This is a genomic window from Shigella flexneri 2a str. 301 (assembly GCF_000006925.2).
Classification (GTDB): domain Bacteria; phylum Pseudomonadota; class Gammaproteobacteria; order Enterobacterales; family Enterobacteriaceae; genus ECMA0423.
This window is the reverse complement of the sequence record NC_004337.2, coordinates 2,012,359-2,032,198: the sequence shown is the minus strand read 5'-3', so window position 1 is coordinate 2,032,198 and position 19,840 is coordinate 2,012,359. Positions and strand designations below refer to the sequence as shown.

The 19,840-nt window shown below is 52.3% G+C and carries 22 protein-coding genes, 1 other RNA gene, 2 pseudogenes and 3 other annotated features; of the genes and pseudogenes, 8 read left to right on the top strand and 17 right to left on the bottom strand.

Going from position 1 to position 19,840, the window contains the following annotated elements:
- Positions 1-15: 15 nt before the first annotated feature.
- A complete protein-coding gene (gene dcm / locus SF2005; RefSeq protein ID NP_707844.1) occupies positions 16-1,434 on the top strand; it encodes a DNA cytosine methylase in 1,419 nt (472 codons plus the stop codon).
- Positions 1,415-1,885, top strand: a complete 471-nt coding sequence (gene vsr, locus SF2004; RefSeq protein ID NP_707843.1) for a DNA mismatch endonuclease — start codon at positions 1,415-1,417, stop codon at positions 1,883-1,885. Before dcm ends, vsr begins: the two co-directional genes overlap by 20 nt.
- On the opposite strand, the gene yedA is transcribed toward vsr, so the two are convergent.
- Positions 1,874-2,794 (bottom strand): DMT superfamily transporter inner membrane protein, encoded by a 921-nt coding sequence (yedA, locus tag SF2003; RefSeq protein NP_707842.1) that lies wholly within the window; start codon positions 2,792-2,794, stop codon positions 1,874-1,876. The genes vsr and yedA overlap by 12 nt on opposite strands.
- Before the next feature lie 172 nt (positions 2,795-2,966).
- On the opposite strand from yedA, the gene yedI reads away from it, so the two are divergent.
- From yedI to yedQ, 3 genes are all read left to right on the top strand, one after another.
- Complete coding sequence (gene yedI / locus SF2002) at positions 2,967-3,884, top strand: hypothetical protein (protein NP_707841.1); 918 nt, start codon at positions 2,967-2,969, stop codon at positions 3,882-3,884.
- Between the two features lie 78 nt (positions 3,885-3,962).
- A complete protein-coding gene (locus SF2001) occupies positions 3,963-4,145 on the top strand; it encodes a hypothetical protein (RefSeq protein NP_707840.1) in 183 nt (60 codons plus the stop codon).
- A gap of 380 nt (positions 4,146-4,525) precedes the next feature.
- Complete coding sequence (gene yedQ / locus SF2000; protein NP_707839.1) at positions 4,526-6,010, top strand: diguanylate cyclase YedQ; 1,485 nt, start codon at positions 4,526-4,528, stop codon at positions 6,008-6,010.
- Positions 6,007-6,822 (bottom strand) — a sequence feature (Similar to Escherichia coli K12 conserved hypothetical protein gi: 1788265 (272 aa). BLAST with identity of 96% in 272 aa. This CDS contains an in-frame stop codon. The sequence has been checked and is believed to be correct.). Its footprint overlaps the gene before it by 4 nt.
- On the opposite strand, the pseudogene SF1999 reads toward yedQ, so the two are convergent.
- Positions 6,007-6,822 (bottom strand): annotated as a pseudogene (locus SF1999). Its footprint overlaps the feature before it by 816 nt. The gene yedQ and the pseudogene SF1999 overlap by 4 nt on opposite strands.
- A gap of 197 nt (positions 6,823-7,019) precedes the next feature.
- Here SF1999 and dsrA point away from each other — a divergent pair.
- Positions 7,020-7,106: anti-sense RNA silencer of rcsA gene (gene dsrA, locus SF4555), an RNA gene on the top strand.
- A 13-nt stretch (positions 7,107-7,119) separates the two neighbouring features.
- Here the strand turns inward: dsrA and SF1998 are convergent.
- Positions 7,120-7,347, bottom strand: a complete 228-nt coding sequence (locus tag SF1998; protein ID NP_707838.2) for a hypothetical protein — start codon at positions 7,345-7,347, stop codon at positions 7,120-7,122.
- Positions 7,348-7,509: 162 nt separating this feature from the next.
- On the opposite strand from SF1998, the gene dsrB reads away from it, so the two are divergent.
- Positions 7,510-7,698, top strand: coding sequence for a hypothetical protein (gene dsrB, locus SF1997; protein NP_707837.2), 189 nt, complete (start codon positions 7,510-7,512; stop codon positions 7,696-7,698).
- 43 nt (positions 7,699-7,741) lie between these two features.
- On the opposite strand, the gene rcsA is transcribed toward dsrB, so the two are convergent.
- From rcsA to fliF, 14 genes and pseudogenes are all read right to left on the bottom strand, one after another.
- Entirely contained in the window at positions 7,742-8,365 is a 624-nt protein-coding gene (rcsA, locus tag SF1996) for a colanic acid capsular biosynthesis activation protein A (RefSeq protein ID NP_707836.1), read from the bottom strand.
- A gap of 284 nt (positions 8,366-8,649) precedes the next feature.
- Complete coding sequence (fliR, locus tag SF1995; protein NP_707835.2) at positions 8,650-9,435, bottom strand: flagellar biosynthesis protein FliR; 786 nt, start codon at positions 9,433-9,435, stop codon at positions 8,650-8,652.
- An 8-nt stretch (positions 9,436-9,443) separates the two neighbouring features.
- Positions 9,444-9,713: a flagellar biosynthesis protein FliQ gene (gene fliQ / locus SF1994; protein NP_707834.1), complete on the bottom strand. Its 270-nt coding sequence runs from the start codon at positions 9,711-9,713 to the stop codon at positions 9,444-9,446.
- A 9-nt stretch (positions 9,714-9,722) separates the two neighbouring features.
- Positions 9,723-10,337 (bottom strand): flagellar biosynthesis protein FliP, encoded by a 615-nt coding sequence (gene fliP / locus SF1993; RefSeq protein ID NP_707833.3) that lies wholly within the window; start codon positions 10,335-10,337, stop codon positions 9,723-9,725.
- A 122-nt stretch (positions 10,338-10,459) separates the two neighbouring features.
- Positions 10,460-10,765, bottom strand: coding sequence for a flagellar protein FliO (gene fliO / locus SF1992; RefSeq protein ID NP_707832.3), 306 nt, complete (start codon positions 10,763-10,765; stop codon positions 10,460-10,462).
- Between the two features lie 62 nt (positions 10,766-10,827).
- Positions 10,828-11,241, bottom strand: a complete 414-nt coding sequence (gene fliN, locus SF1991) for a flagellar motor switch protein FliN (RefSeq protein NP_707831.1) — start codon at positions 11,239-11,241, stop codon at positions 10,828-10,830.
- The gene (gene fliM / locus SF1990) at positions 11,238-12,242 is read right to left on the bottom strand and encodes a flagellar motor switch protein FliM (RefSeq protein NP_707830.2); all 1,005 of its coding nucleotides are present in this window, start codon (positions 12,240-12,242) and stop codon (positions 11,238-11,240) included. Before fliM ends, fliN begins: the two co-directional genes overlap by 4 nt.
- Before the next feature lie 4 nt (positions 12,243-12,246).
- On the bottom strand, positions 12,247-12,711 hold the full coding sequence (fliL, locus tag SF1989; RefSeq protein NP_707829.1) for a flagellar basal body protein FliL: 465 nt from the start codon (positions 12,709-12,711) through the stop codon (positions 12,247-12,249).
- A gap of 104 nt (positions 12,712-12,815) precedes the next feature.
- Positions 12,816-13,943 (bottom strand): flagellar hook-length control protein, encoded by a 1,128-nt coding sequence (gene fliK / locus SF1988; protein ID NP_707828.1) that lies wholly within the window; start codon positions 13,941-13,943, stop codon positions 12,816-12,818.
- Positions 13,940-14,284 (bottom strand): flagellar biosynthesis chaperone FliJ, encoded by a 345-nt coding sequence (gene fliJ, locus SF1987; RefSeq protein ID NP_707827.1) that lies wholly within the window; start codon positions 14,282-14,284, stop codon positions 13,940-13,942. The genes fliK and fliJ overlap by 4 nt, the downstream gene beginning before the upstream one ends.
- Before the next feature lie 18 nt (positions 14,285-14,302).
- Positions 14,303-15,676, bottom strand: coding sequence for a flagellum-specific ATP synthase (gene fliI / locus SF1986; protein NP_707826.1), 1,374 nt, complete (start codon positions 15,674-15,676; stop codon positions 14,303-14,305).
- Positions 15,676-16,362, bottom strand: coding sequence for a flagellar assembly protein H (gene fliH / locus SF1985; protein NP_707825.2), 687 nt, complete (start codon positions 16,360-16,362; stop codon positions 15,676-15,678). Before fliH ends, fliI begins: the two co-directional genes overlap by 1 nt.
- Positions 16,355-17,350: a flagellar motor switch protein G gene (gene fliG / locus SF1984; protein ID NP_707824.2), complete on the bottom strand. Its 996-nt coding sequence runs from the start codon at positions 17,348-17,350 to the stop codon at positions 16,355-16,357. Before fliG ends, fliH begins: the two co-directional genes overlap by 8 nt.
- Positions 17,343-19,002, bottom strand: a sequence feature (Similar to Escherichia coli K12 flagellar biosynthesis; basal-body MS(membrane and supramembrane)-ring and collar protein gi: 1788248 (553 aa). BLAST with identity of 96% in 553 aa. This CDS contains an in-frame stop codon. The sequence has been checked and is believed to be correct.). (Overlaps the previous gene by 8 nt.)
- Positions 17,343-19,002, bottom strand: a pseudogene (fliF, locus tag SF1983). Its footprint overlaps the feature before it by 1,660 nt. The gene fliG and the pseudogene fliF overlap by 8 nt, the downstream one beginning before the upstream one ends.
- Positions 19,003-19,215: 213 nt before the next feature.
- Between fliF and fliE the strand changes: the two are divergent.
- Complete coding sequence (gene fliE, locus SF1982) at positions 19,216-19,530, top strand: flagellar hook-basal body protein FliE (RefSeq protein NP_707823.2); 315 nt, start codon at positions 19,216-19,218, stop codon at positions 19,528-19,530.
- Positions 19,450-19,678: a sequence feature (Similar to Escherichia coli K12 conserved hypothetical protein gi: 1788246 (93 aa). BLAST with identity of 94% in 76 aa. This CDS has been truncated. The sequence has been checked and is believed to be correct.), on the bottom strand. (Overlaps the previous gene by 81 nt.)
- Positions 19,679-19,840 lie beyond the last annotated feature (162 nt).

Below are 19,840 nucleotides of genomic sequence, written 5' to 3'. Positions count from 1 at the left end.
TGGCCGGTTAAATCTATGCAGGAAAATATATCAGTAACCGATTCATACAGCACCGGGAATGCCGCACAGGCAATGCTGGAGAAACTGCTGCAAATTTATGATGTTAAAATGCTGGTGGCGCAGCTTAATGGTGTGGGTGAGAATCACTGGAGCGCGGCAATTTTAAAACGTGCGCTGGCGAATGACTCGGCATGGCACCGTTTAAGTGAGAAAGAGTTTGCCCATCTGCAAACGTTGTTACCCAAACCACCGGAACATCATCCGCATTATGCGTTTCGCTTTATCGATCTATTTGCCGGAATTGGCGGCATCCGTCGTGGTTTTGAATCGATTGGTGGACAGTGCGTGTTTACCAGCGAATGGAACAAACATGCGGTACGCACTTATAAAGCCAACCATTATTGCGACCCGGCGACGCATCATTTTAATGAAGATATCCGCGACATCACCCTCAGTCATCAAGAAGGCGTGAGTGATGAGGCGGCGGCGGAACATATTCGTCAACACATTCCTGAACACGATGTTTTACTGGCCGGTTTCCCTTGTCAGCCATTTTCGCTGGCTGGCGTATCGAAAAAGAACTCGCTCGGGCGGGCGCACGGTTTTGCCTGCGATACCCAGGGCACGCTGTTCTTTGATGTGGTGCGCATTATCGACGCGCGTCGTCCGGCGATGTTTGTGCTCGAAAACGTCAAAAACCTGAAGAGTCACGATAAGGGAAAAACGTTCCGCATCATCATGCAGACGCTGGACGAACTGGGCTATGACGTTGCCGATGCAGAAGATAACGGGCCGGACGATCCGAAAATCATCGATGGTAAACATTTCCTGCCGCAGCACCGTGAACGCATCGTGCTGGTGGGTTTTCGTCGCGATCTGAATCTGAAAGCCGATTTTACTCTGCGTGATATCAGCGAATGTTTCCCTGCACAGCGAGTGACGCTGGCGCAGCTGCTGGACCCGATGGTTGAGGCGAAATATATCCTGACGCCGGTGCTGTGGAAGTACCTCTATCGATATGCGAAAAAACATCAGGCGCGCGGTAACGGCTTCGGTTATGGAATGGTTTATCCGAACAATCCGCAAAGCGTCACCCGTACGCTGTCTGCTCGTTATTACAAAGATGGCGCGGAAATTTTAATCGATCGCGGTTGGGATATGGCCACGGGTGAGAAAGACTTTGACGATCCGCTGAATCAGCAACATCGTCCACGTCGGTTAACGCCTCGTGAATGCGCGCGCTTAATGGGTTTTGAAGCGCCGGGAGAAGCGAAATTCCGCATTCCGGTTTCGGACACTCAGGCCTATCGCCAGTTCGGCAACTCGGTGGTCGTGCCGGTCTTTGCCGCGGTGGCAAAACTGCTTGAGCCAAAAATCAAACAGGCGGTGGCGTTGCGTCAGCAAGAGGCACAACATGGTCGACGTTCACGATAAGGCCACCCGCAGCAAAAATATGCGCGCGATTGCCACGCGTGATACGGCGATTGAGAAGCGCCTCGCCAGTTTGTTAACCGGGCAGGGCCTTGCGTTTCGCGTTCAGGACGCCAGTCTGCCCGGACGCCCGGATTTTGTCGTTGATGAATATCGCTGCGTGATATTTACCCACGGCTGCTTCTGGCATCATCATCACTGCTATCTGTTTAAAGTGCCTGCGACTCGAACTGAGTTCTGGCTGGAGAAGATAGGTAAAAATGTTGAACGCGATCGCCGCGATATCAGTCGCTTGCAGGAGCTCGGCTGGCGCGTACTGATTGTCTGGGAGTGTGCGTTACGTAGGCGCGAGAAGCTGACGGATGCGGCGCTTACCGAGCGTCTGGAAGAGTGGATCTGCGGCGAAGGTGCCAGCGCGCAGATCGACACGCAGGGGATTCATTTACTCGCTTGATGCATCCTGAATAACTGGCGCGACAACGGGTTTGGCCGGGAAGAGATATTTTCCCAACGTGACCAGTACCACCGCGAAAACAATTACGCCGAGCGCCAGCCATTCAATCTTCGACAGCGTTTCGCCACCCAGTCCCGTACCCAGCAAGACCGCGACCACCGGGTTAACGTAGGCGTAGCTGGTGGCGAGAGCCGGACTGACATTACGGATTAAATACATATAAGCGTTAATGGCGATAATCGAACCAAACAGCGCCAGATAGCCGACCGCAAGGAAGCCTGACAGGGAAGGGAGCGCCGTCAGTTTTTCACCCGCAATCATCGATGCGATCATTAACACCACGCCTGCCGCCAGCATCTCAATCGCACCCGCCATCATCCCTACAGGTAAGGTAATGCGCGAGCCATAAACTGAGCCAAACGCCCAGCTAATCGAGCCGATTAAAATCAGAATCGCGCCCCACGGATTGCCGCTTAAATTTCCACCGCTATTGAGCATGATGATTCCGGCAAGCCCAATGGCAATACCCACCCATTCCAGTTTGCGCGTTTTAATGCCAAACAGGCGACTGAAGCACAGGGTAAAGAGGGGCACGGTTGCAATCACTACGGCGGCGATGCCGGAAGGAACATTTTGATGTTCGGCAACCGTCACCATGCCATTACCGACAGCCAGCAATAACAGGCCAATCAGCGCGGCATTGAGCAGCGGACGTAGCGGGGGAAGTTTGTGTCCGCGCAGTAGCAAAAATGCCAGCAATAAAATACCGGCTGCCTGGAATCGAACGCCCGCCATCATTAACGGAGGCCAGCTTCCCACGCCAATCCGAATGACAAAATAGGTTGAGCCCCAAATGATATACAACGCAAACAGCGCGCCAAAAAGCGGTAACAACTGGCGGAAACGCATAATCCCTCACGGCGGAAATAAAAAGGTGGTTCATAGTAAACGTGAAAATCATTCTGCTGGCGAGAGATATAATTGCACTTGATTGTTAAATAAATGTTGACCTGTGAAGCAAGTATCAGAGCTGCCGTTTTTGCTTCATACTTACACCCTTCAACAATAAAAATGAGAGGGAATGCTTTTGGCCGGGAGTAGTTTACTGACGTTGCTCGATGATATCGCCACACTGCTGGACGATATCTCTGTGATGGGCAAACTGGCGGCGAAGAAAACCGCCGGTGTATTAGGGGATGATTTATCGCTCAATGCGCAACAAGTTTCAGGCGTGCGGGCCAACCGGGAACTTCCCGTGGTCTGGGGCGTGGCGAAAGGATCGCTGATCAATAAAGTGATTCTGGTGCCGCTGGCGCTGATCATCAGTGCGTTTATCCCGTGGGCGATTACGCCACTGTTGATGATTGGTGGCGCGTTTCTCTGCTTTGAAGGGGTAGAGAAAGTGCTGCATATGCTGGAGGCGCGTAAACATAAAGAAGATCCAGCGCAGAGCCAGCAGCGTCTGGAGAAGCTGGCGGCGCAGGATCCGCTGAAGTTTGAAAAGGACAAAATTAAAGGGGCGATTCGTACCGATTTTATTTTGTCTGCGGAAATCGTCGCCATCACGCTGGGGATTGTGGCAGAGGCGCCGTTGCTTAATCAGGTGCTGGTGCTTTCAGGCATCGCGCTGGTAGTGACCGTGGGCGTCTACGGTCTGGTAGGGGTTATCGTTAAGATTGATGACCTAGGGTATTGGCTGGCGGAAAAATCTAGCGCGCTGATGCAGGCATTAGGTAAAGGGTTATTGATTATCGCGCCTTGGCTGATGAAAGCATTATCGATTGTCGGCACGCTGGCGATGTTCCTCGTCGGCGGCGGGATTGTGGTACATGGTATTGCGCCGCTGCATCACGCTATTGAACATATCGCCGGGCAGCAAAGTGCAGTGGTGGCGATGATATTACCGACTGTTTTAAATCTGATTCTTGGATTTATCATCGGCGGCATCGTGGTGCTGGGAGTGAAAGCAGTAGCGAAAATGCGCGGTCAGGCACATTAATACTCGCACTGGCTATTATGCAAAATTCGCCATCTTCAACTAAGGTGAACAAGTTTCACTCGAAAAAAGGAGGCGAGTATGAGCTTTATGGTTAGTGAGGAAGTTACGGTTAAAGAGGGCGGCCCGCGGATGATTGTCACTGGATACTCCAGCGGTATGGTTGAGTGTCGTTGGTATGACGGTTACGGGGTCAAGCGGGAAGCTTTTCATGAAACCGATCTTGTTCCGGGGGAGGGGAGTCGTTCTGCGGAAGAAGTTTGAAAGGGTATCATTAACACCAGGCCGGATCACATCCGGCCTGGTGTCCCAATGCCTGCAATGAATGATAGTCGCGTCTTATCATGCCACCATTATAAAATTATCGCTGTTTTGCGGTACGCTATTGCCGGGTTATGCCAGAATCATAAAAAAGCAGGTTGGGAGTCGTCAGGGTGCAGCACGAGACAAAAATGGAAAACCAGAGCTGGTTGAAAAAACTCGCACGCCGCCTGGGGCCCGGTCATGTCGTTAATCTCTGCTTTATCGTGGTATTGCTTTTTTCCACCTTGCTCACCTGGCGTGAAGTGGTGGTGCTGGAAGATGCCTATATCTCCAGCTAGCGTAATCATCTGGAAAACGTAGCCAACGCGCTCGATAAGCATTTGCAGTATAACGTCGACAAACTGATCTTTTTGCGTAATGGCATGCGCGAAGCTCTCGTGGCGCCACTGGATTTCACCTCTCTGCGTAATGCCGTAACCGAGTTCGAACAGCATCGCGACGAGCACGCCTGGCAAATCGAACTCAACCGACGGCGCACCCTGCCAGTCAATGGCGTATCGGATGCATTAGTCAGCGAGGGGAATTTCCTGTCTCGCGAAAATGAAAGCCTCGACAATGAAATTACCGCTGCACTGGAAGTTGGTTACTTGCTGCGACTGGCGCACAACTCCTCGTCGATGGTTGAACAGGCGATGTATGTCTCGCGTGCTGGATTTTACGTTTCGACGCAGCCGACCTTGTTTACGCGCAATGTACCAACGCGTTATTACGGCTATGTCACCCAACCCTGGTTTATCGGCCATTCGCAACGAGAAAATCGTCACCGCGCGGTACGCTGGTTCACTTCGCAACCGGAACACGCCAGCAATACTGAACCGCAGGTTACCGTCAGTGTTCCGGTAGACAGTAATAACTACTGGTATGGCGTGCTGGGGATGAGTATTCCCGTGCGTACTATGCAGCAATTTTTAAGAAACGCCATCGATAAAAACCTCGATGGTGAGTATCAGCTCTATGACAGTAAGCTGAGATTTTTGACCTCTTCCAATCCTGACCATCCAACAGGGAATATTTTTGATCCTCGTGAACTGGCCTTGCTGGCGCAGGCAATGGAACATGACACGCGGGGCGGCATTCGTATGGACAGTCGCTATGTTAGCTGGGAACGTCTGGACCATTTCGACGGTGTGCTGGCGCGCGTCCATACGCTAAGCGAAGGCGTGCGCGGCGATTTCGGCAGTATCAGCATTGCATTAACCCTGCTGTGGGCGCTCTTTACCACCATGTTACTCCTCTCCTGGTATGTGATTCGCCGGATGGTCAGCAACATGTATGTTCTGCAAAGCTCGTTGCAGTGGCAGGCGTGGCACGACACCTTAACGCGTTTATATAACCGTGGCGCACTGTTCGAAAAAGCCCGTCCGCTCGCTAAATTGTGTCAGACGCACCAACATCCTTTTTCTGTCATTCAGGTCGATCTTGACCATTTTAAAGCGATTAATGACCGCTTTGGTCATCAGGCGGGCGACCGTGTTCTTTCTCATGCTGCCGGATTAATTAGCAGTTCCTTGCGTGCGCAGGACGTTGCCGGGCGGGTCGGTGGTGAGGAGTTTTGTGTGATTCTGCCAGGCGCGAATCTGACGCAGGCTGCGGAGGTCGCAGAACGTATTCGCCTGAAGTTAAATGAAAAAGAGATGCTGATCGCCAAGAGTACAACGATACGCATCAGTGCCTCGCTGGGGGTAAGTAGCAGCGAGGAAACCGGTGATTATGATTTTGAACAACTCCAGTCATTGGCCGACCGTCGGCTTTACCTCGCAAAACAGGCCGGGCGCAATCGGGTATTCGCGAGCGATAACGCTTAACGGGCGGAGAAAAAATGGTCCAGCCCTTCACGCCAGCCTTCCGGTCCTTCACGCTGCGTTCGCCAGACGCGGGCCGGATCCTCATCATGCAGATGTACCCCTTCACGGTTTAGCCCTTTCACAATCACCGCGTAATCCATTACCTCCAGTAAAGGCGCATCGTTTGGCCCATCGCCCAGGCCAAGTGTGGTTGGGCGTCTGCCTGACAATTGTTGATAGGTCGCGATAATCCAGTTGGCAGCCTGATCTTTTCCGGCAGAGGCATCCAGTACGTGCCAGAAGCGCGCACCCTGCATAAACTGCAAGCCCAGTTCGTTCAGACGAGCGATAAATTGTGCCATACGCTCGTCACTGTCGCGCCAGATTAGCGTTACCGACGCCTCATGCAGCTGCGTCAGCGCCGCCTAGCTACGGCTTAATCCCGTCCATTCGGCAATGGTTGCATCGTCGACATCATCAAAAGTCGTGAATTTAAAATGTTCTTTCTCGCGTAGCGTATTTAAAACCTGGCAGATTTCGCCATGGCTAATACCTGAGATGATGCGTGGAAAACCGTCTATATCCTGCCATTGTTCAGCAAGCTGGATCACTGCGCCATTCTCTGCAATCAGCGGTAAGCCTTGTAGCCCCAACATTTTTTGCAAGTACAGCATTTCCGCTAAAGTTTTACTGCTACAGAGAATGACGGGAATATTGGCTTCGTGTAAACGGCTGAGCCAGGGGGCTGCCGGTTGCCAGTCATAACTATGACTGTCCAGCAGGGTGCCATCAAGATCGCTAAAAACCAGTAGTGGTTGTTGAATTGAAAACATGGTCGCGCAGTACTCCCCTTACCAGGATGATTCTCAAAACAGCACAAATAATCAAAGATGATTTTTTCGGGAGCGATCCCGTTGACACCAGAGCCACCAAGGGGTGACGCGCGTCACATTTCTATTCATAAGTAGCGTTAATCATTCATAGCGCGAATATTTTCTTGTCAGCGAAAAAAATTGCAGATAAGGTGATGAACACATCAGATTTCCTGGTGTAACGAATTTTTTAAGTGCTTCTTGCTTAAGCAAGTTTCATCCCGACACCCTCAGGGTCGGGATTTTTTTATTGTGCATTCAACGATTCACTTCAGAGACGCTGAAGTCATGAATATCCAGTTCGAAGGCATCCGCCAATTCACGCCATGTATGATATTCACGTCCATCGACGCTAACGTGTTCAGAATCGTTCTGGCTGCGATGAACTTCGCTTTCGCTAATTTCATTGATCGCCGCCAGCAGGGCATCGACATCGACGCTGACCTCACGTTTTGCGGTATCGCTGTACACTTTTGCGGTTTTCATCATCTTTCCTCGCAACCGTTACTCTGTTGTTGCCGCCAGTCGTTAAGTCCGCCTGGCATCTCTTAAGTATAGACCGTCGAGAAAATCAGCACTCGCGCGCGCTTGGCGCTGCCAGAAAAACGAAATTGTTCTACACTGGCACAAAGCCACAGGAGGAAAACGATGAAGGTGAATGATCGGGTAACAGTCAAAACGGATGGCGGTCCGCGTCGTCCTGGAGTGGTACTGGCAGTTGAGGAGTTTAGTGAAGGCACAATGTACCTGGTTGCGCTGGAAGACTACCCGCTCGGCATCTGGTTCTTTAATGAAGCAGGGCATCAGGACGGTATCTTTGTTGAGAAAGCAGAGTAATCTTATTCAGCCTGACTGGTGGGAAACCACCAGTCAGAATGTGTTAGCGCATGTTGACAAAAATACCATTAGTCACATTATCCGTCAGTCGGACGACATGGTAGATAACCTGTTTATTATGCGTTTTGATCTTACGTTTAATATTACCTTTATGCGATGAAACGGTCTTGGCTTTGATATTCATTTGGTCGGAGATTTGAATGGTTCCCTGACCTGCCATCCACATTCGCAACATACTCGATTCGGTTCGGCTCAATGATAACGTCGGCATATTTAAAAACGAGGTTATCGTTGTCTCTTTTTTCAGAATATCGCCAAGGATATCGTCGAGAGATTCCGGTTTAATCGATTTAGAACTGATCAATAAATTTTTTCTGACCAATAGATATTCATCAAAATGAACATTGGCAATTGCCATAAAAACGATAAATAACGTATTGGGATGTTGATTAATGATGTGCTTGATGCGCTGACTGTTAGAAGCATCGTGGATGAAACAGTCCTCATTAATAAACACCACTGAAGGACGCTGTGAATCACAAGCTATGGCAAGGTCATCAACGGTTTCAATGTCGTTGATTTCTCTTTTTTTAACCCCTCTACTCAACAGATACCCGGTTAAACCTAGTCGGGTGTAACTACATAAATCCATAATAATCGTTGACATGGCATACCCTCACTCAATGCGTAACGATAATTCCCCTTACCTGAATATTTCATCATGACTAAACGGAACAACATGGGTCACCTAATGCGCCACTCTCGCAATTTTTCAGGCGGACTTACTATCCCGTAAAGTGTTGTATAATTTGCCTGGAATTGTCTTAAAGTAAATGTTGCGATATGTGAGTGAGCTTAAAACAAATATTTCGCTACAGGAGTATCCTGGAAGATGTTCGCAGATATTATTTTTCGGATAATCCTTAGGGTAGCATGATAAACGTTACGGAATTATATTAATGGTAATTCACTAATAATATCAGCCAGCAAATTAAAAATTTCACTGAATAAATGTTCGCAAAAAGGCGCAATTAACGGCATTAATGCCGCCATTAAAGAGATGCCGACAGTCAGAGTTAATGGAAATCCAATAACAAAAATGGATAATTGCGGGGCCATACGATTCAGTAAACCTAATGCCAGATTCAGGGTCAGCAACAGAGTAATGAGCGGTAACGCCAGCATCAGCCCGTTAAGGAAAATCAAACTCCCTGCTTTGGTGGGTGCCAGAAACGCATTGCTGTTCAACGGTTCGCTACCAATCGGCAGGGTGTGAAAGGTATCGACCAGCAGTGAAATCAACCATAAATGACCGTTAAATGTCAGGAACAGCAGTAATGCCAGCATATCCATGATGCGCGCTAAAACGGGCATATTGAGATGGCTGCCAGGATCGACAAATGTCGCAAATGACAGCCCCATTTGCAGACCGATAATTTCGCCAGCGGTTCGCACAGCGGCAAAGGCAAATTGCATGGTAAAACCAAGCGCAATGCCGATCAGGATCTGCTGTACGGCCAGCCACAGAGCAAAGAACGAAAAAACAGGAACATCGTTGGCAGGTAATGATGGGGCAATGGCGAACGTGATCATCATTGCCAGACCCAGTTTTACCCGTTTCGGCACGCTGCGTTCGCTCAGAATTGGCGCGGTAGAAATGAGCGCCAGCACGCGCAGTAACGGCCAGAAGTACAGGCTTAACCAGGAAAGCCATTGATCGCTTGTCTCCTGCATCATTGTACGGGCTACCCGATGATATACGGCAGGTTAGTGAACAAGGTGCGGACGTAATCCAGCAACAGATTGAGCATCCACGGTCCGGCAATAATGATGGCGATAAATACGGCGATGATTTTCGGAATAAACGACAGCGTCATTTCGTTAATCTGCGTGGCTGCCTGCAAAATACTGATGATAAGGCCCGTGACCAGCGCTACCAGCAACAGCGGGGCTGCCAGTGCCAGCGCGACTTTCATCGCTTCAGTTCCCATCATCATGACCGATTCAGGTGTCATTTTGCCTCTCTAGCTGTAAAAGCTCTGCGCCAGCGAACCGACCAGCAATTGCCAGCCATCCACCAGTACAAACAGCATCAGTTTAAAGGGCAGAGCAATGGTGGCGGGGGGAACCATCATCATCCCCAATGCCATCAACACGCTGGCAATCACCAGGTCGATAATCAAAAAAGGGATGAAAATCGTGAAGCCTATCTGAAATGCGGTTTTCAACTCGCTGGTCACGTAGGCCGGGAGCAAAATGCGCATCGGCACAGCTTCAGGCCCCTGCAACGGGCCGGTATTCGCCAGTCTGGCAAACAACCCTAAATCTGCCTCGCGGGTCTGACGCAGCATAAACTCACGCAGCGGCTGCGCCCCTTTTTCCAGCGCCTCCTGCATTGAGATTTTCTCTTCGCTGAATGGCTGGTACGCATCGACATAAATTTTGTCGATCACTGGCGACATAATAAAAAAGGTCAAAAACAGTGCCAGCCCCAGCAATACCTGGTTAGGTGGCGCGGAGGGCGTTCCCAGCGCGTTACGCAATAAACCAAAAACAATAATGATGCGGGTGAAACTGGTCATCATCAGTAAAATCGCTGGAATGAACGTCAACGAGGTGATGAACACCAGCGTCTGCACCGGGAGCGACCAGCTTTGTCCACCGCCAGGTAGCGGCTGGCTGGTGATACCCGGCAGTTGCGCGAAGGCGAGGGGCGTAATCAGCCAGAGAAGGACCGGTGCGACAGAAAACAAACGACGCATCAGGATCTCCCGCCACGCTTAAGCAAATTTTTCATGACCGACTGAAAATCGGTCTGCGGTATCTCTTCCGTTGGTGCTGAAGGGGGAAGTTTATGCAGCAGATTGATTTGCCCTGCGGTAACGCCGAGCACCAGCCGTGCATCTTCCACATCGACCACCACGACCCGTTCACGCGCGCCCAGCGAAGCACTGGCGCTAATTTTCAGACCGTTAACGCCAGTGCGTTTAGGGGCAAATCCCAGCCGTTTTACCAGCCAGGCAGCAGCGAGGATCAGGGCAATAATGGCGATGAGTGCGCCGCTCACCTGCAGCAGTGGCTCAGCAGAAACCGGCGCGGAAGATTGCACAGTAGCATGGTTATTCATCACTAACGGCTCAGGCGGCGCATCCGCTCGGACGGGGTAATGATATCGGTGATCCGCACGCCATATTTATCGGCAACAACCACCACTTCGCCCTGGGCGATTAAATAACCGTTGATCAGAATATCCAGCGGTTCGCCCGCCAGACCGTCCAGCGCCACGACTGACCCTTGCGTCAGACGCAACAGCTCTTTGATGGTCATCCGCGTACGGCCCAGCTCGACGGTCAGCTTGACCGGAATATCCATAATCAGGTCGATATCCTGCAACGTTCCGCTGACATCACCACCGCCAAATTGCTGGAACACCGCGTCGGCAGCGCTTTTTTCGCTGGTTGATTTTTGCTCGCTCAACGCTTCAGCCCACAGATCGTCCATTGCGCCGTTGTTGTCATCGGCCGGATTATTCATGTCACTCATTTGGGCTGTTCCTCGTTCAGAGAATTTAAAATCGGGTTAATCAAATGTTCTATCCGTAACGCATACTGACCGTTGAGAGTACCGTACTGACTGGTCAGAACCGGGACGCCGTCAACATGGGCGATGATGCGATCGGGTTTTTCTATCGGCAGGACGTCGCCGGGTTTCAGTTTTAAAATCTGCGACAGGCGTAGCGAGATATCGGCAAAGTTGGCCACCAGTTCCAGCTGTGAATGCTGCACCTGGCGCACCAGGTTATCGCGCCAGTTCTGATCTTCATTACGCGAGTTTTCCAGCGGCGGGTTAACCAACAATTCCCGTAGCGGCTCGATCATGCTGAATGGCAGGCAGATATTAAATTCGCCGGTCAGGTTGCCAATCTCCACATGGAACGGCGTGTTAACCACAATGTCGTTCGGCGAGGTGGTGATATTGGTAAATTCCACCTGCATTTCCGAACGCACGTACTCAACTTCCAGCGGATTAATCGCTTTCCAGGCGTCGCTATAGCCTTCCAGCGCCAGCTTCAACATACGGTTGATGACGCGCTGTTCAGTATGGGTAAACTCGCGACCTTCCACTTTGGTCGGGAAGCGTCCATCGCCGCCAAACAGGTTATCCACGGCGATAAACACCAGACTCGGCGAGAACACTACCAGCCCTGTGCCGCGTAGCGGTTTCAGGTGGATTAGGTTCAGGTTGGTCGGCACCGGCAGGTTGCGGGCAAATTCATGGTACGGCTGAATGCGGATGGCCCCGACGGTAATGTCCGGGCTACGGCGCAGCAGGTTGAACAGCCCCATACGAAAATGGCGGGCAAAGCGCTCATTAATGATTTCCAGCGCCTGCAAACGTTCGCGCACAACCCGTCGTTGGGTATTCGGATCGTACGGACGAATGTCACTTTCGCCGCTAATACTGGCTGTCGGTTCGTCTTTGACTTCGCTGTCACCATTCAACAGCGCATCAATTTCAGCTTGAGAAAGAATACTATCGCCCATGTCGTTATCGCAGAATAAAAGCGGTATACAGCACGTCGGTGACATCCTGTTTCGGTTGCCCGGCAACAAGCGGGGTGGAAAGTGTGGTTTTAATCTCGGCAATCAGGTTTTTCTTGCCTTCTTCTGTCGCCAGTACGGCAGCATCCTGACGTGAAAACAGTAACAGCAAGCGACTACGGACTTCCGGCAAATACTCACTCAGCCGCGAGCGGGTTGCTTCATCTTTCAGTCGCAGGGTTATGCCGATATAAAGCACGCGATCCGCATCGCCCAAATTGACCGTAAAGGTATCCAGCGCATAGAAGACCGGGGAGGGCACGACGCGTTGCTGCGCTTTGTCGTCAGCGGCAACCTGATGCGAATGCCAGTAGCTGTAACCTGCGCTGGCACAGGCCGCGAGGGTAATGAATACCAGAATCGGGATCCAAAGCGATCGCTTGCTTTTCTTGCTTATCGCGTAATCAGTCATGTGTTGCGGTCTTCCTGTGTCGCTACTGCTTATCGGCTAATTATCCTGCGTCTTGAGCGCAACAAAGCGGGGAAAAGACGCGGATTACGGTGCTACCTCTGACGTTAGGCGAAAATATCAACGCCGCTGTTACCTGTTACACGCCCTTGTAAAGAGACGGGAACCGGAAGCGTATCGTCGTCTTCCCCCGCCAGAGGTTCATGGTTTGCTGTGCGTTGGCTTTGCTGTTGCTGGGAAGCGGCCTGCTGCTGACCACTAAAGCTTTCGCCACTAATGTTGCTTTGCCCTAACTGAATGCCACTTTCGGCCAGCTGCGTACGCAGTACCGGCAGCGCTGCTTCCAGGGCGGCGCGTACGTGCTGATGCGGTGAAATCATCTGGATCTGCGCCTGGTTATCATCCACTTTGAGGGAAATTTGCACTTCACCTAAATCCTGTGGGTGCAGACGCAACTCTGCACTTTGTTGCCCCTGGCGGGTGAACAGCGAAATATGCTGGCTCAATGATTGTTGCCATTCGTGAGAACCCAGCGGTGCACTCAAAACAGGCGCGGCGACGGTGGGCAGTGGCTGTGTCTGGTGTGGAGTGATTAGCGGGCTGGCGTCAGCGGTCACCGGCGAAGGCGTGCTGATGACTTCCGCTTTACTCTGGGCTTCTGCTACCAGCGGTGTTAATGGCTGAGCTGGTGTGCCGGGGGCGTCATCAGGCTGTGCTGTAGTGAGTTGCGCAGAAGTCAGTTTTGTGAAGAGCGTTGGTTTCTCTGCCGGTAACACGGTTGACGGTGCATCAGTCACTTTGGGCGTATTGTCAAAACCCGGCAACATCGCAAAAAGGGCGCTCAGACTTGCGGTGACGTCTTCATTAAGATCATCCGCTTTTTCGTCTTTTGTCGTATTTTTGTCAGCCACCGCAGCCAACGTCATCGTCTGAGCGGTGGTTAACGGTGTTGATGTGGATTGTTCGTCGTTGATGACAGGAAGTGTTTCATCCACAGGGATCAGTAAATCCGCTTGTTGCGCATCGGCAAGAATATCGCTGACCAGCGGCTCGCCTTTTGTCGTGGGCTTATCTGTTGCTACCAGCAACTGGGGGGCCGCTTTGTCAGTTGTTGTCTCGCCTGCTAATGCTTCGCTCAACAACGTGAGAAAATCTTGTGCAGCATCGCTGGCTTTGCCGCCAGGCAATGTGGTGGTGTCAACGTCGGCGGTAATCAAGGGCGCTAAGCGAATCATTCAGGTTTCCTCATGGCGGCGCGCTGGGCGAACTCATCCATCTTTTTCTGATCGAGGCGGTTTTCTGCAAGCAGTGCCGCCGTGGATTGCCGTTCCTGCAGTGTCTGCCAGGCCTGCAAACGTTGTTTCTTTTCTCGCCAGCTGTTCAGGGCAATGTCAACTTTCTGCGTCCACTGATTAAGTTGCTGGCGATGCTGAGTAATGGCTTTTTCCAGCGTCTGGATAAACTGCTGATAGTTGATCCAGCGGTTGCTGGTCATCCCGGCACTCATATCGCTATTGAGGTTATTGCGATATTCATTCTGATAATCGATCAACATTTTGAGCTGTTCTTCCGCCATCTGCCGTTATCTCCTGGGTTATGACACTGTCGGGAAAATACGCTCCAGCCCCTGGAGAGACGCTTCCCAGTCCGCGCGTTCAAAAATGCCTTGTTGCAAATAGCCCTCCAGCTGCGGCCACAGGGCGATGGCTTTATCGAGCATCGGATCGCTGCCTTTGGCATACGCGCCGACGCTAACCAGATCGCGGTTACGCTGAAAACTCGACAACAGCTGTTTGAAGGTGCGCACTCGCGCGTAATGTTGCTCACTGATCAACGCCGTCATTGCGCGACTGATCGACGCTTCAATATCGATAGCCGGATAGTGCCCGGCTTCCGCCAGTCGGCGAGACAGCACAATGTGACCGTCGAGGATTGCCCGCGCGGAGTCAGCAATGGGGTCCTGCTGGTCATCGCCTTCGGTGAGCACGGTATAAAACGCGGTAATCGAGCCGCCGCCGCTAATGCCATTACCGGCACGCTCGACCAGTGCCGGTAATTTGGCAAACACCGACGGTGGATAACCTTTAGTGGCAGGTGGTTCGCCAATCGCCAGCGCAATTTCACGCTGGGCCATCGCGTAGCGGGTGAGGGAGTCCATAATCAGCAACACATGCTGACCACGATCGCGAAAATCTTCGGCAATGCGCGTGGCATAGGCGGCACCTTGCATTCGCAGGAGCGGAGAAACATCCGCCGGAGCGGCAATCACCACTGAGCGTGCACGTCCTTCGGCACCGAGGATATTCTCAATAAAATCTTTTACTTCGCGCCCACGTTCACCAATCAAACCCACGACAATGACATCGGCGCGGGTGTAGCGTGCCATCATCCCCAGCAGCACACTTTTACCAACGCCCGACCCGGCAAACAGCCCCATACGCTGCCCGCGTCCGACGGTAAGCAGGGCATTGATTGGGCGCACGCCGGTGTCCAGCACATGTTCAATCGGTGTACGTTGCAACGGGTTAAATGGCGGGGTAATCAGCGCACCGGTTTCCGTCGTATCGGGGAAGGGCAGGCCATCGAGCGGTTTACCGCTACCGTCCAGAACACGACCTAATAACGCCGGACCGAGCGGCAACTGCTTGCCGCTTTGCAGCCCTTCTGCCGAAATGTTTTTGGCATATACACGCGCGCCGGGCAGGACACCTTCCACTTCCTCCAGCGGCATTAAAAACAGCCGTTGACCGTTAAAGCCAACGACTTCGCTTTCTACTTCGTGCGTTTCGCTGCCGTTCTGGCGCTCAATGACACAGGTTGCGCCGAGCGGCAATTGTAATCCGGTGGCTTCCAGCACCAGCCCGGTAGCGCGGGTTAATCGCCCGTAGCGACGTACCGCAGGCAACTGCGCCATTTTGGCTTCAAAGTTATCCAGCGTGGTTAGCCAGCGAGTCAGGCGCGTGGTCATTACACCACTCCTGGTGCTGCCAGACGGCAGAGTTCTTGCCAGCGAGTGGCGACACTGGCGTCGAGATCGCCTTCATCGGCGGAGACTTTACATCCGCCAGGGTGGAGGGTGGGATCGCCCCGCAAGCGCCAGCCATGCAAACTTAAAGTTGCGCCGAGCATATCATCCACACGTTGCAGATCATCCGGGTGTACGCGCAGCTGTGGTTTCCCGCTGAATAACGGTTCTTGCTGCAACAACTGTTGGATCTGTTTGATCAGTGCCGAGTTATCCACCGTTGGTGTCTGACCGATCACCTGACGTGCTGCCTCCAGCGCCATCTGCATCAGGCGCGAAGCTATCACACTATCAAGCGCATCAAGGGTAGTTTGAAATTCGCTGACCAGTTGCTGCATCCGGGCATGAATTGGCGCTTGTTGAGCCTTCGCCTCTGCCAGACCTTGTTCCAGCCCCTGGGCCAGTCCTTCCTGATAGCCCTGTTCGTGACCTTGCTGGCGACCTTCGGCAATCCCCGCCTGATAACCCTGCTCGTGGGCCTGCATTTGCAGTTGCGCCAGTTGCTGCTCAAGGCTGGGTTCGGCCTCTTCAATAATGGTTTCTTCCGACTCGACCATTGGCACAAACTCTGCCGGTGGTGGCGCGAGATCGTCCGGCGTCCAGGTTTTCCACGGCAGATTATCAGACATAGGTATCCTCGCCGCTGCCAATCACCATCTCGCCAGTTTCGGCAAGACGGCGCACAATCAGCAGAATCGCTTTCTGTTCGTTTTCGACCTGCGACAGACGCACCGGACCACGCTTGGCGAGATCGTCGCGCAGAATATCGGCGGCACGCTGCGACATATTGCGCAGGAATTTCTCGCGCAGTGGCTGCTCGGCCCCTTTCAGCGCGATCAGCAGCGATTCGGAATCCACTTCCTGCAACAGACGCTGAATGCTGCGATCATCGACATCCACCAGATTCTCGAACAGGAACATCTCGTCGATGATTTTCTGCGCCAGCTCGCCGTCGAATTCACGCACGGCGGTAATAACGGCTTCTTCCTGCTGCGTTTTCATCAGGTTGATAATTTCGGCTGCCGTTCTCACGCCGCCCATTTTGCTGCGCTTGAGATTCTGACCGTCGAGCAAGCCATTCAGTACTTCGGTCAGTTCGGCCAGCGCGGCTGGCTGCACGCCGCCAAAGGTGGCGATACGCAACATCACGTCGTGGCGCAGACGTTCATCGAACAACGCCAGAATATCGGCGGCCTGGGCGCGCCTCAGATGCACCAGAATGGTGGCGATAATTTGCGGATGCTCATCGCGAATCAGATCGGCGGCGCTCTGCGGCTCCATAAAGTTGAGCGTTTCAATACCGCTGGCGGTATCGCGGGTTTCGAGAATATCTTCCAGCAGGCTGGCGGCACGTTCTTCACCCAGAGCTTTGACCAATACCGAACGCAGATAATCGTTGGCGTTGATATTCAGTGCAGCAAACTGTTCAGCTTCTTGCTCAAACTCCGCCAGCACATCGGTTAGCTGCTTGTTGGAGATCTGCGTGACGTTCGCCATTGCAGCGCTCAGGGTTTGCACTTCGCGCTGGGAGAGGTGCTTGAACACCTCTGCCGCCCGGTCTTCGCCAATGGTCATCAGCAGGATGACGCTTTTATCGGTGCCTGTCAGGTTACTCATGATCGTTATTTATCCACTGGCGAATGACCAGCGCCACCACGCGCGGATCGTTATCAGACATTTCACGGATACGCTGGCTCATGACTTCTGCCCCCAGTCGTTGGTTAGCGCGCCGTTGTTGGAGTTGTTCGTCTTTGCTCAGACGGACTTCCACCGCATCTTCCACTTCCTCGCGGGCCTGCGCCTGTTGCTGCACAGTCTTCACCGCCTCGGCGCGACGTGTTAGCTGCGGGCGTACCGCTTTCCGCCACAGCAACCACGCCACCAGCAGTACCAGCAACCAGCAACCAGCGACCGGCAGCCAGCAACTGATCGATAAACACTTGCTGTTGCCAAAACGGCAGTGCTCCGCCGCTTTCGTCACTGCTATTGAACGGCGAGTTAACAACATTGAGCGAATCACCGCGTTTTTCAGAAAAGCCCATCGCCTCGCGGGTCAGAGCTTCAATTTGCTTCATCTGTTCGTTGCTGAGAGGCAATGGTTTACCGTCTGGCAAGGTTTTGTAATTCACCACTACCGCGACTGACAGACGTTGCACATCGCCCACGTTCATTTTGGTATGACGAATGGTGCGATCGACTTCGTAGTTACTGGTTTCATTCCGCTGTGTGCTACGCGGCCCACTATTGCTGGTGGTGCTCGCCTGCTGCTGGCGGTTATTTTGATTTGTCGGAGGCGTGCTGATTGGCGCGTTATTCGCAGGTGCCGGTTGATTCGACAACGCCCCCGGTACGCCGCCCGGATAACCGGAACCGCTTTGCTCGCTCTCATTAAGCTGGCGTGAACGAAGCGCCGCATGAGATTCATCACCGTTAGGGCGATACTGTTCTTCCGTTTGTTCTTTACTGGCGAAGTCCAGTTGCGCCGTGACCTAGGCGTGAATATTACCGTTACCAACAATAGGTGACAGGATCGCTTCAATACGCTGCTGAATACGGCCTTCGACATCGCTGGCATATTTCAACTGAGCGTCATTAAGATCGCGCCCGCTGGTATTGGACTGGGTTAACAGATGCCCGCCCTGATCCACCAGCGTGACGTTTCCAGGCGGCAGACCAGCAACCGCGCTGGAAACCAGATGTACAATAGCGCTAATTTGCCCTTCATCGAGTGCGCGGCCGGGTAACAGATTTACCGTCACCGATGCAGAAGGGGATTTTTGTTCACGGACGAATAAAGACGGTTTCGGCATTGCCAGATGTACGCGCGCCCCTTTTACCGGGCCGATAGTTTCGATGGTACGAGAAAGCTCGCCTTCCAGCGCCCGCTGATAATTCACCTGTTCGCTGAACTGGCTGATACCAAACTTTTCCTGATCGAGCAGTTCGAAACCGACCGCGCCGCCTTTGGGCAAACCTTGTTGCGCCAGGCGCAGTTCGTGAACTTTATCTGCCGGAACCTCAATAGCGCCGCTGGCTTCGCTGAAGCGGTAAGGAATATTCATTTGCGTCAGTTGGCTGACAATTGCGCCACCATCCTGATCGGAAAGATTGCTGAATAATGTGCGGTAGTCGGGGGCTTTCGCCCACAGGATCAGTGCGACCATGACCGCCACTGCCGCGGAACCGGTAACAATCAATGGAATTTTCGGATTCGCACGCAGGCGATTAAGCCACTCAAGAGATTTTGTCTGGGCTGCAGTCGCATTCATCGCGCACTTCGTGGCTGATTATGGACGGCGTTATTGGCAAAGTGGAACAAGACTCACTCTCGGGTCAGCACACTCGAAAAATTGACGCTCCCATTATTTGTGCTTTCGTTTTTTCTATCCGCCAATAAACCAGTTTTTTTGTTGCTATTTAGCGCCTTTGTCTTATTGACTTACTGGTAGGCTTTGTTACCAGAAATTATCCGGGAGACGAAAATGTCAGCGATACAGGGGATTGAAGGGGTTATCAGCCAGTTACAGGCTACGGCGATGAGTGCGCGTGCGCAGGAATCACTGCCGCAACCGACCATTAGTTTTGCCGGGCAGCTGCACGCCGCGCTCGATCGCATAAGCGATACACAAACAGTCGCCCGCACGCAGGCAGAAAAATTCACCCTCGGTGAACCCGGCGTGGCGCTAAACGATGTGATGACCGATATGCAAAAAGCCTCAGTTTCTATGCAAATGGGGATTCAGGTGCGTAATAAGCTGGTGGCGGCGTATCAGGAAGTGATGTCCATGCAGGTGTAGGTTGTGTAACCTGTTGACTATGCTTGTTTAATTATATCCGATCCCACAGCGTGGGGCATGGATGGGGCAAACTCACTCAATTTCTGGTTTAAAATGGATACCTGATCCTGGTTGTTTTCTGCCATCCACGATCCGTAAACGCGATAACATGTTTTGTCTTCGCTTTGCTCCCAGGAAGAGTGAACTCATTCGTTAGCCTGGGGTTCCTTCTGATCATTATTGTTCCTGCCTTTATCTCTTGCCACGCCAGAGCCCCTTGGATACACATACACCAGGATGAAAACGGTGAGTTGTGTTCAAACTGTAGTAC

Bases quoted from the DNA above. Each gene is read 5' to 3' on its own strand.
- vsr (NP_707843.1), top strand. From the start codon at position 1,415: ATGGTCGACGTTCACGATAAGGCCACCCGCAGCAAAAATATGCGCGCG.
- dcm (NP_707844.1), top strand. From the start codon at position 16: ATGCAGGAAAATATATCAGTAACCGATTCATACAGCACCGGGAATGCC.
- fliI (NP_707826.1), bottom strand. From the start codon at position 15,676: ATGACCACGCGCCTGACTCGCTGGCTAACCACGCTGGATAACTTTGAA.
- fliQ (NP_707834.1), bottom strand. From the start codon at position 9,713: ATGACACCTGAATCGGTCATGATGATGGGAACTGAAGCGATGAAAGTC.
- yedI (NP_707841.1), top strand. From the start codon at position 2,967: ATGCTTTTGGCCGGGAGTAGTTTACTGACGTTGCTCGATGATATCGCC.
- SF2001 (NP_707840.1), top strand. From the start codon at position 3,963: ATGAGCTTTATGGTTAGTGAGGAAGTTACGGTTAAAGAGGGCGGCCCG.
- fliE (NP_707823.2), top strand. From the start codon at position 19,216: ATGTCAGCGATACAGGGGATTGAAGGGGTTATCAGCCAGTTACAGGCT.
- dsrB (NP_707837.2), top strand. From the start codon at position 7,510: ATGAAGGTGAATGATCGGGTAACAGTCAAAACGGATGGCGGTCCGCGT.
- yedA (NP_707842.1), bottom strand. From the start codon at position 2,794: ATGCGTTTCCGCCAGTTGTTACCGCTTTTTGGCGCGCTGTTTGCGTTG.
- fliR (NP_707835.2), bottom strand. From the start codon at position 9,435: ATGATGCAGGAGACAAGCGATCAATGGCTTTCCTGGTTAAGCCTGTAC.
- fliG (NP_707824.2), bottom strand. From the start codon at position 17,350: ATGAGTAACCTGACAGGCACCGATAAAAGCGTCATCCTGCTGATGACC.
- fliL (NP_707829.1), bottom strand. From the start codon at position 12,711: ATGACTGATTACGCGATAAGCAAGAAAAGCAAGCGATCGCTTTGGATC.
- fliH (NP_707825.2), bottom strand. From the start codon at position 16,362: ATGTCTGATAATCTGCCGTGGAAAACCTGGACGCCGGACGATCTCGCG.
- SF1998 (NP_707838.2), bottom strand. From the start codon at position 7,347: ATGAAAACCGCAAAAGTGTACAGCGATACCGCAAAACGTGAGGTCAGC.
- fliJ (NP_707827.1), bottom strand. From the start codon at position 14,284: ATGGCGGAAGAACAGCTCAAAATGTTGATCGATTATCAGAATGAATAT.
- fliK (NP_707828.1), bottom strand. From the start codon at position 13,943: ATGATTCGCTTAGCGCCCTTGATTACCGCCGACGTTGACACCACCACA.
- fliM (NP_707830.2), bottom strand. From the start codon at position 12,242: ATGGGCGATAGTATTCTTTCTCAAGCTGAAATTGATGCGCTGTTGAAT.
- rcsA (NP_707836.1), bottom strand. From the start codon at position 8,365: ATGTCAACGATTATTATGGATTTATGTAGTTACACCCGACTAGGTTTA.
- fliN (NP_707831.1), bottom strand. From the start codon at position 11,241: ATGAGTGACATGAATAATCCGGCCGATGACAACAACGGCGCAATGGAC.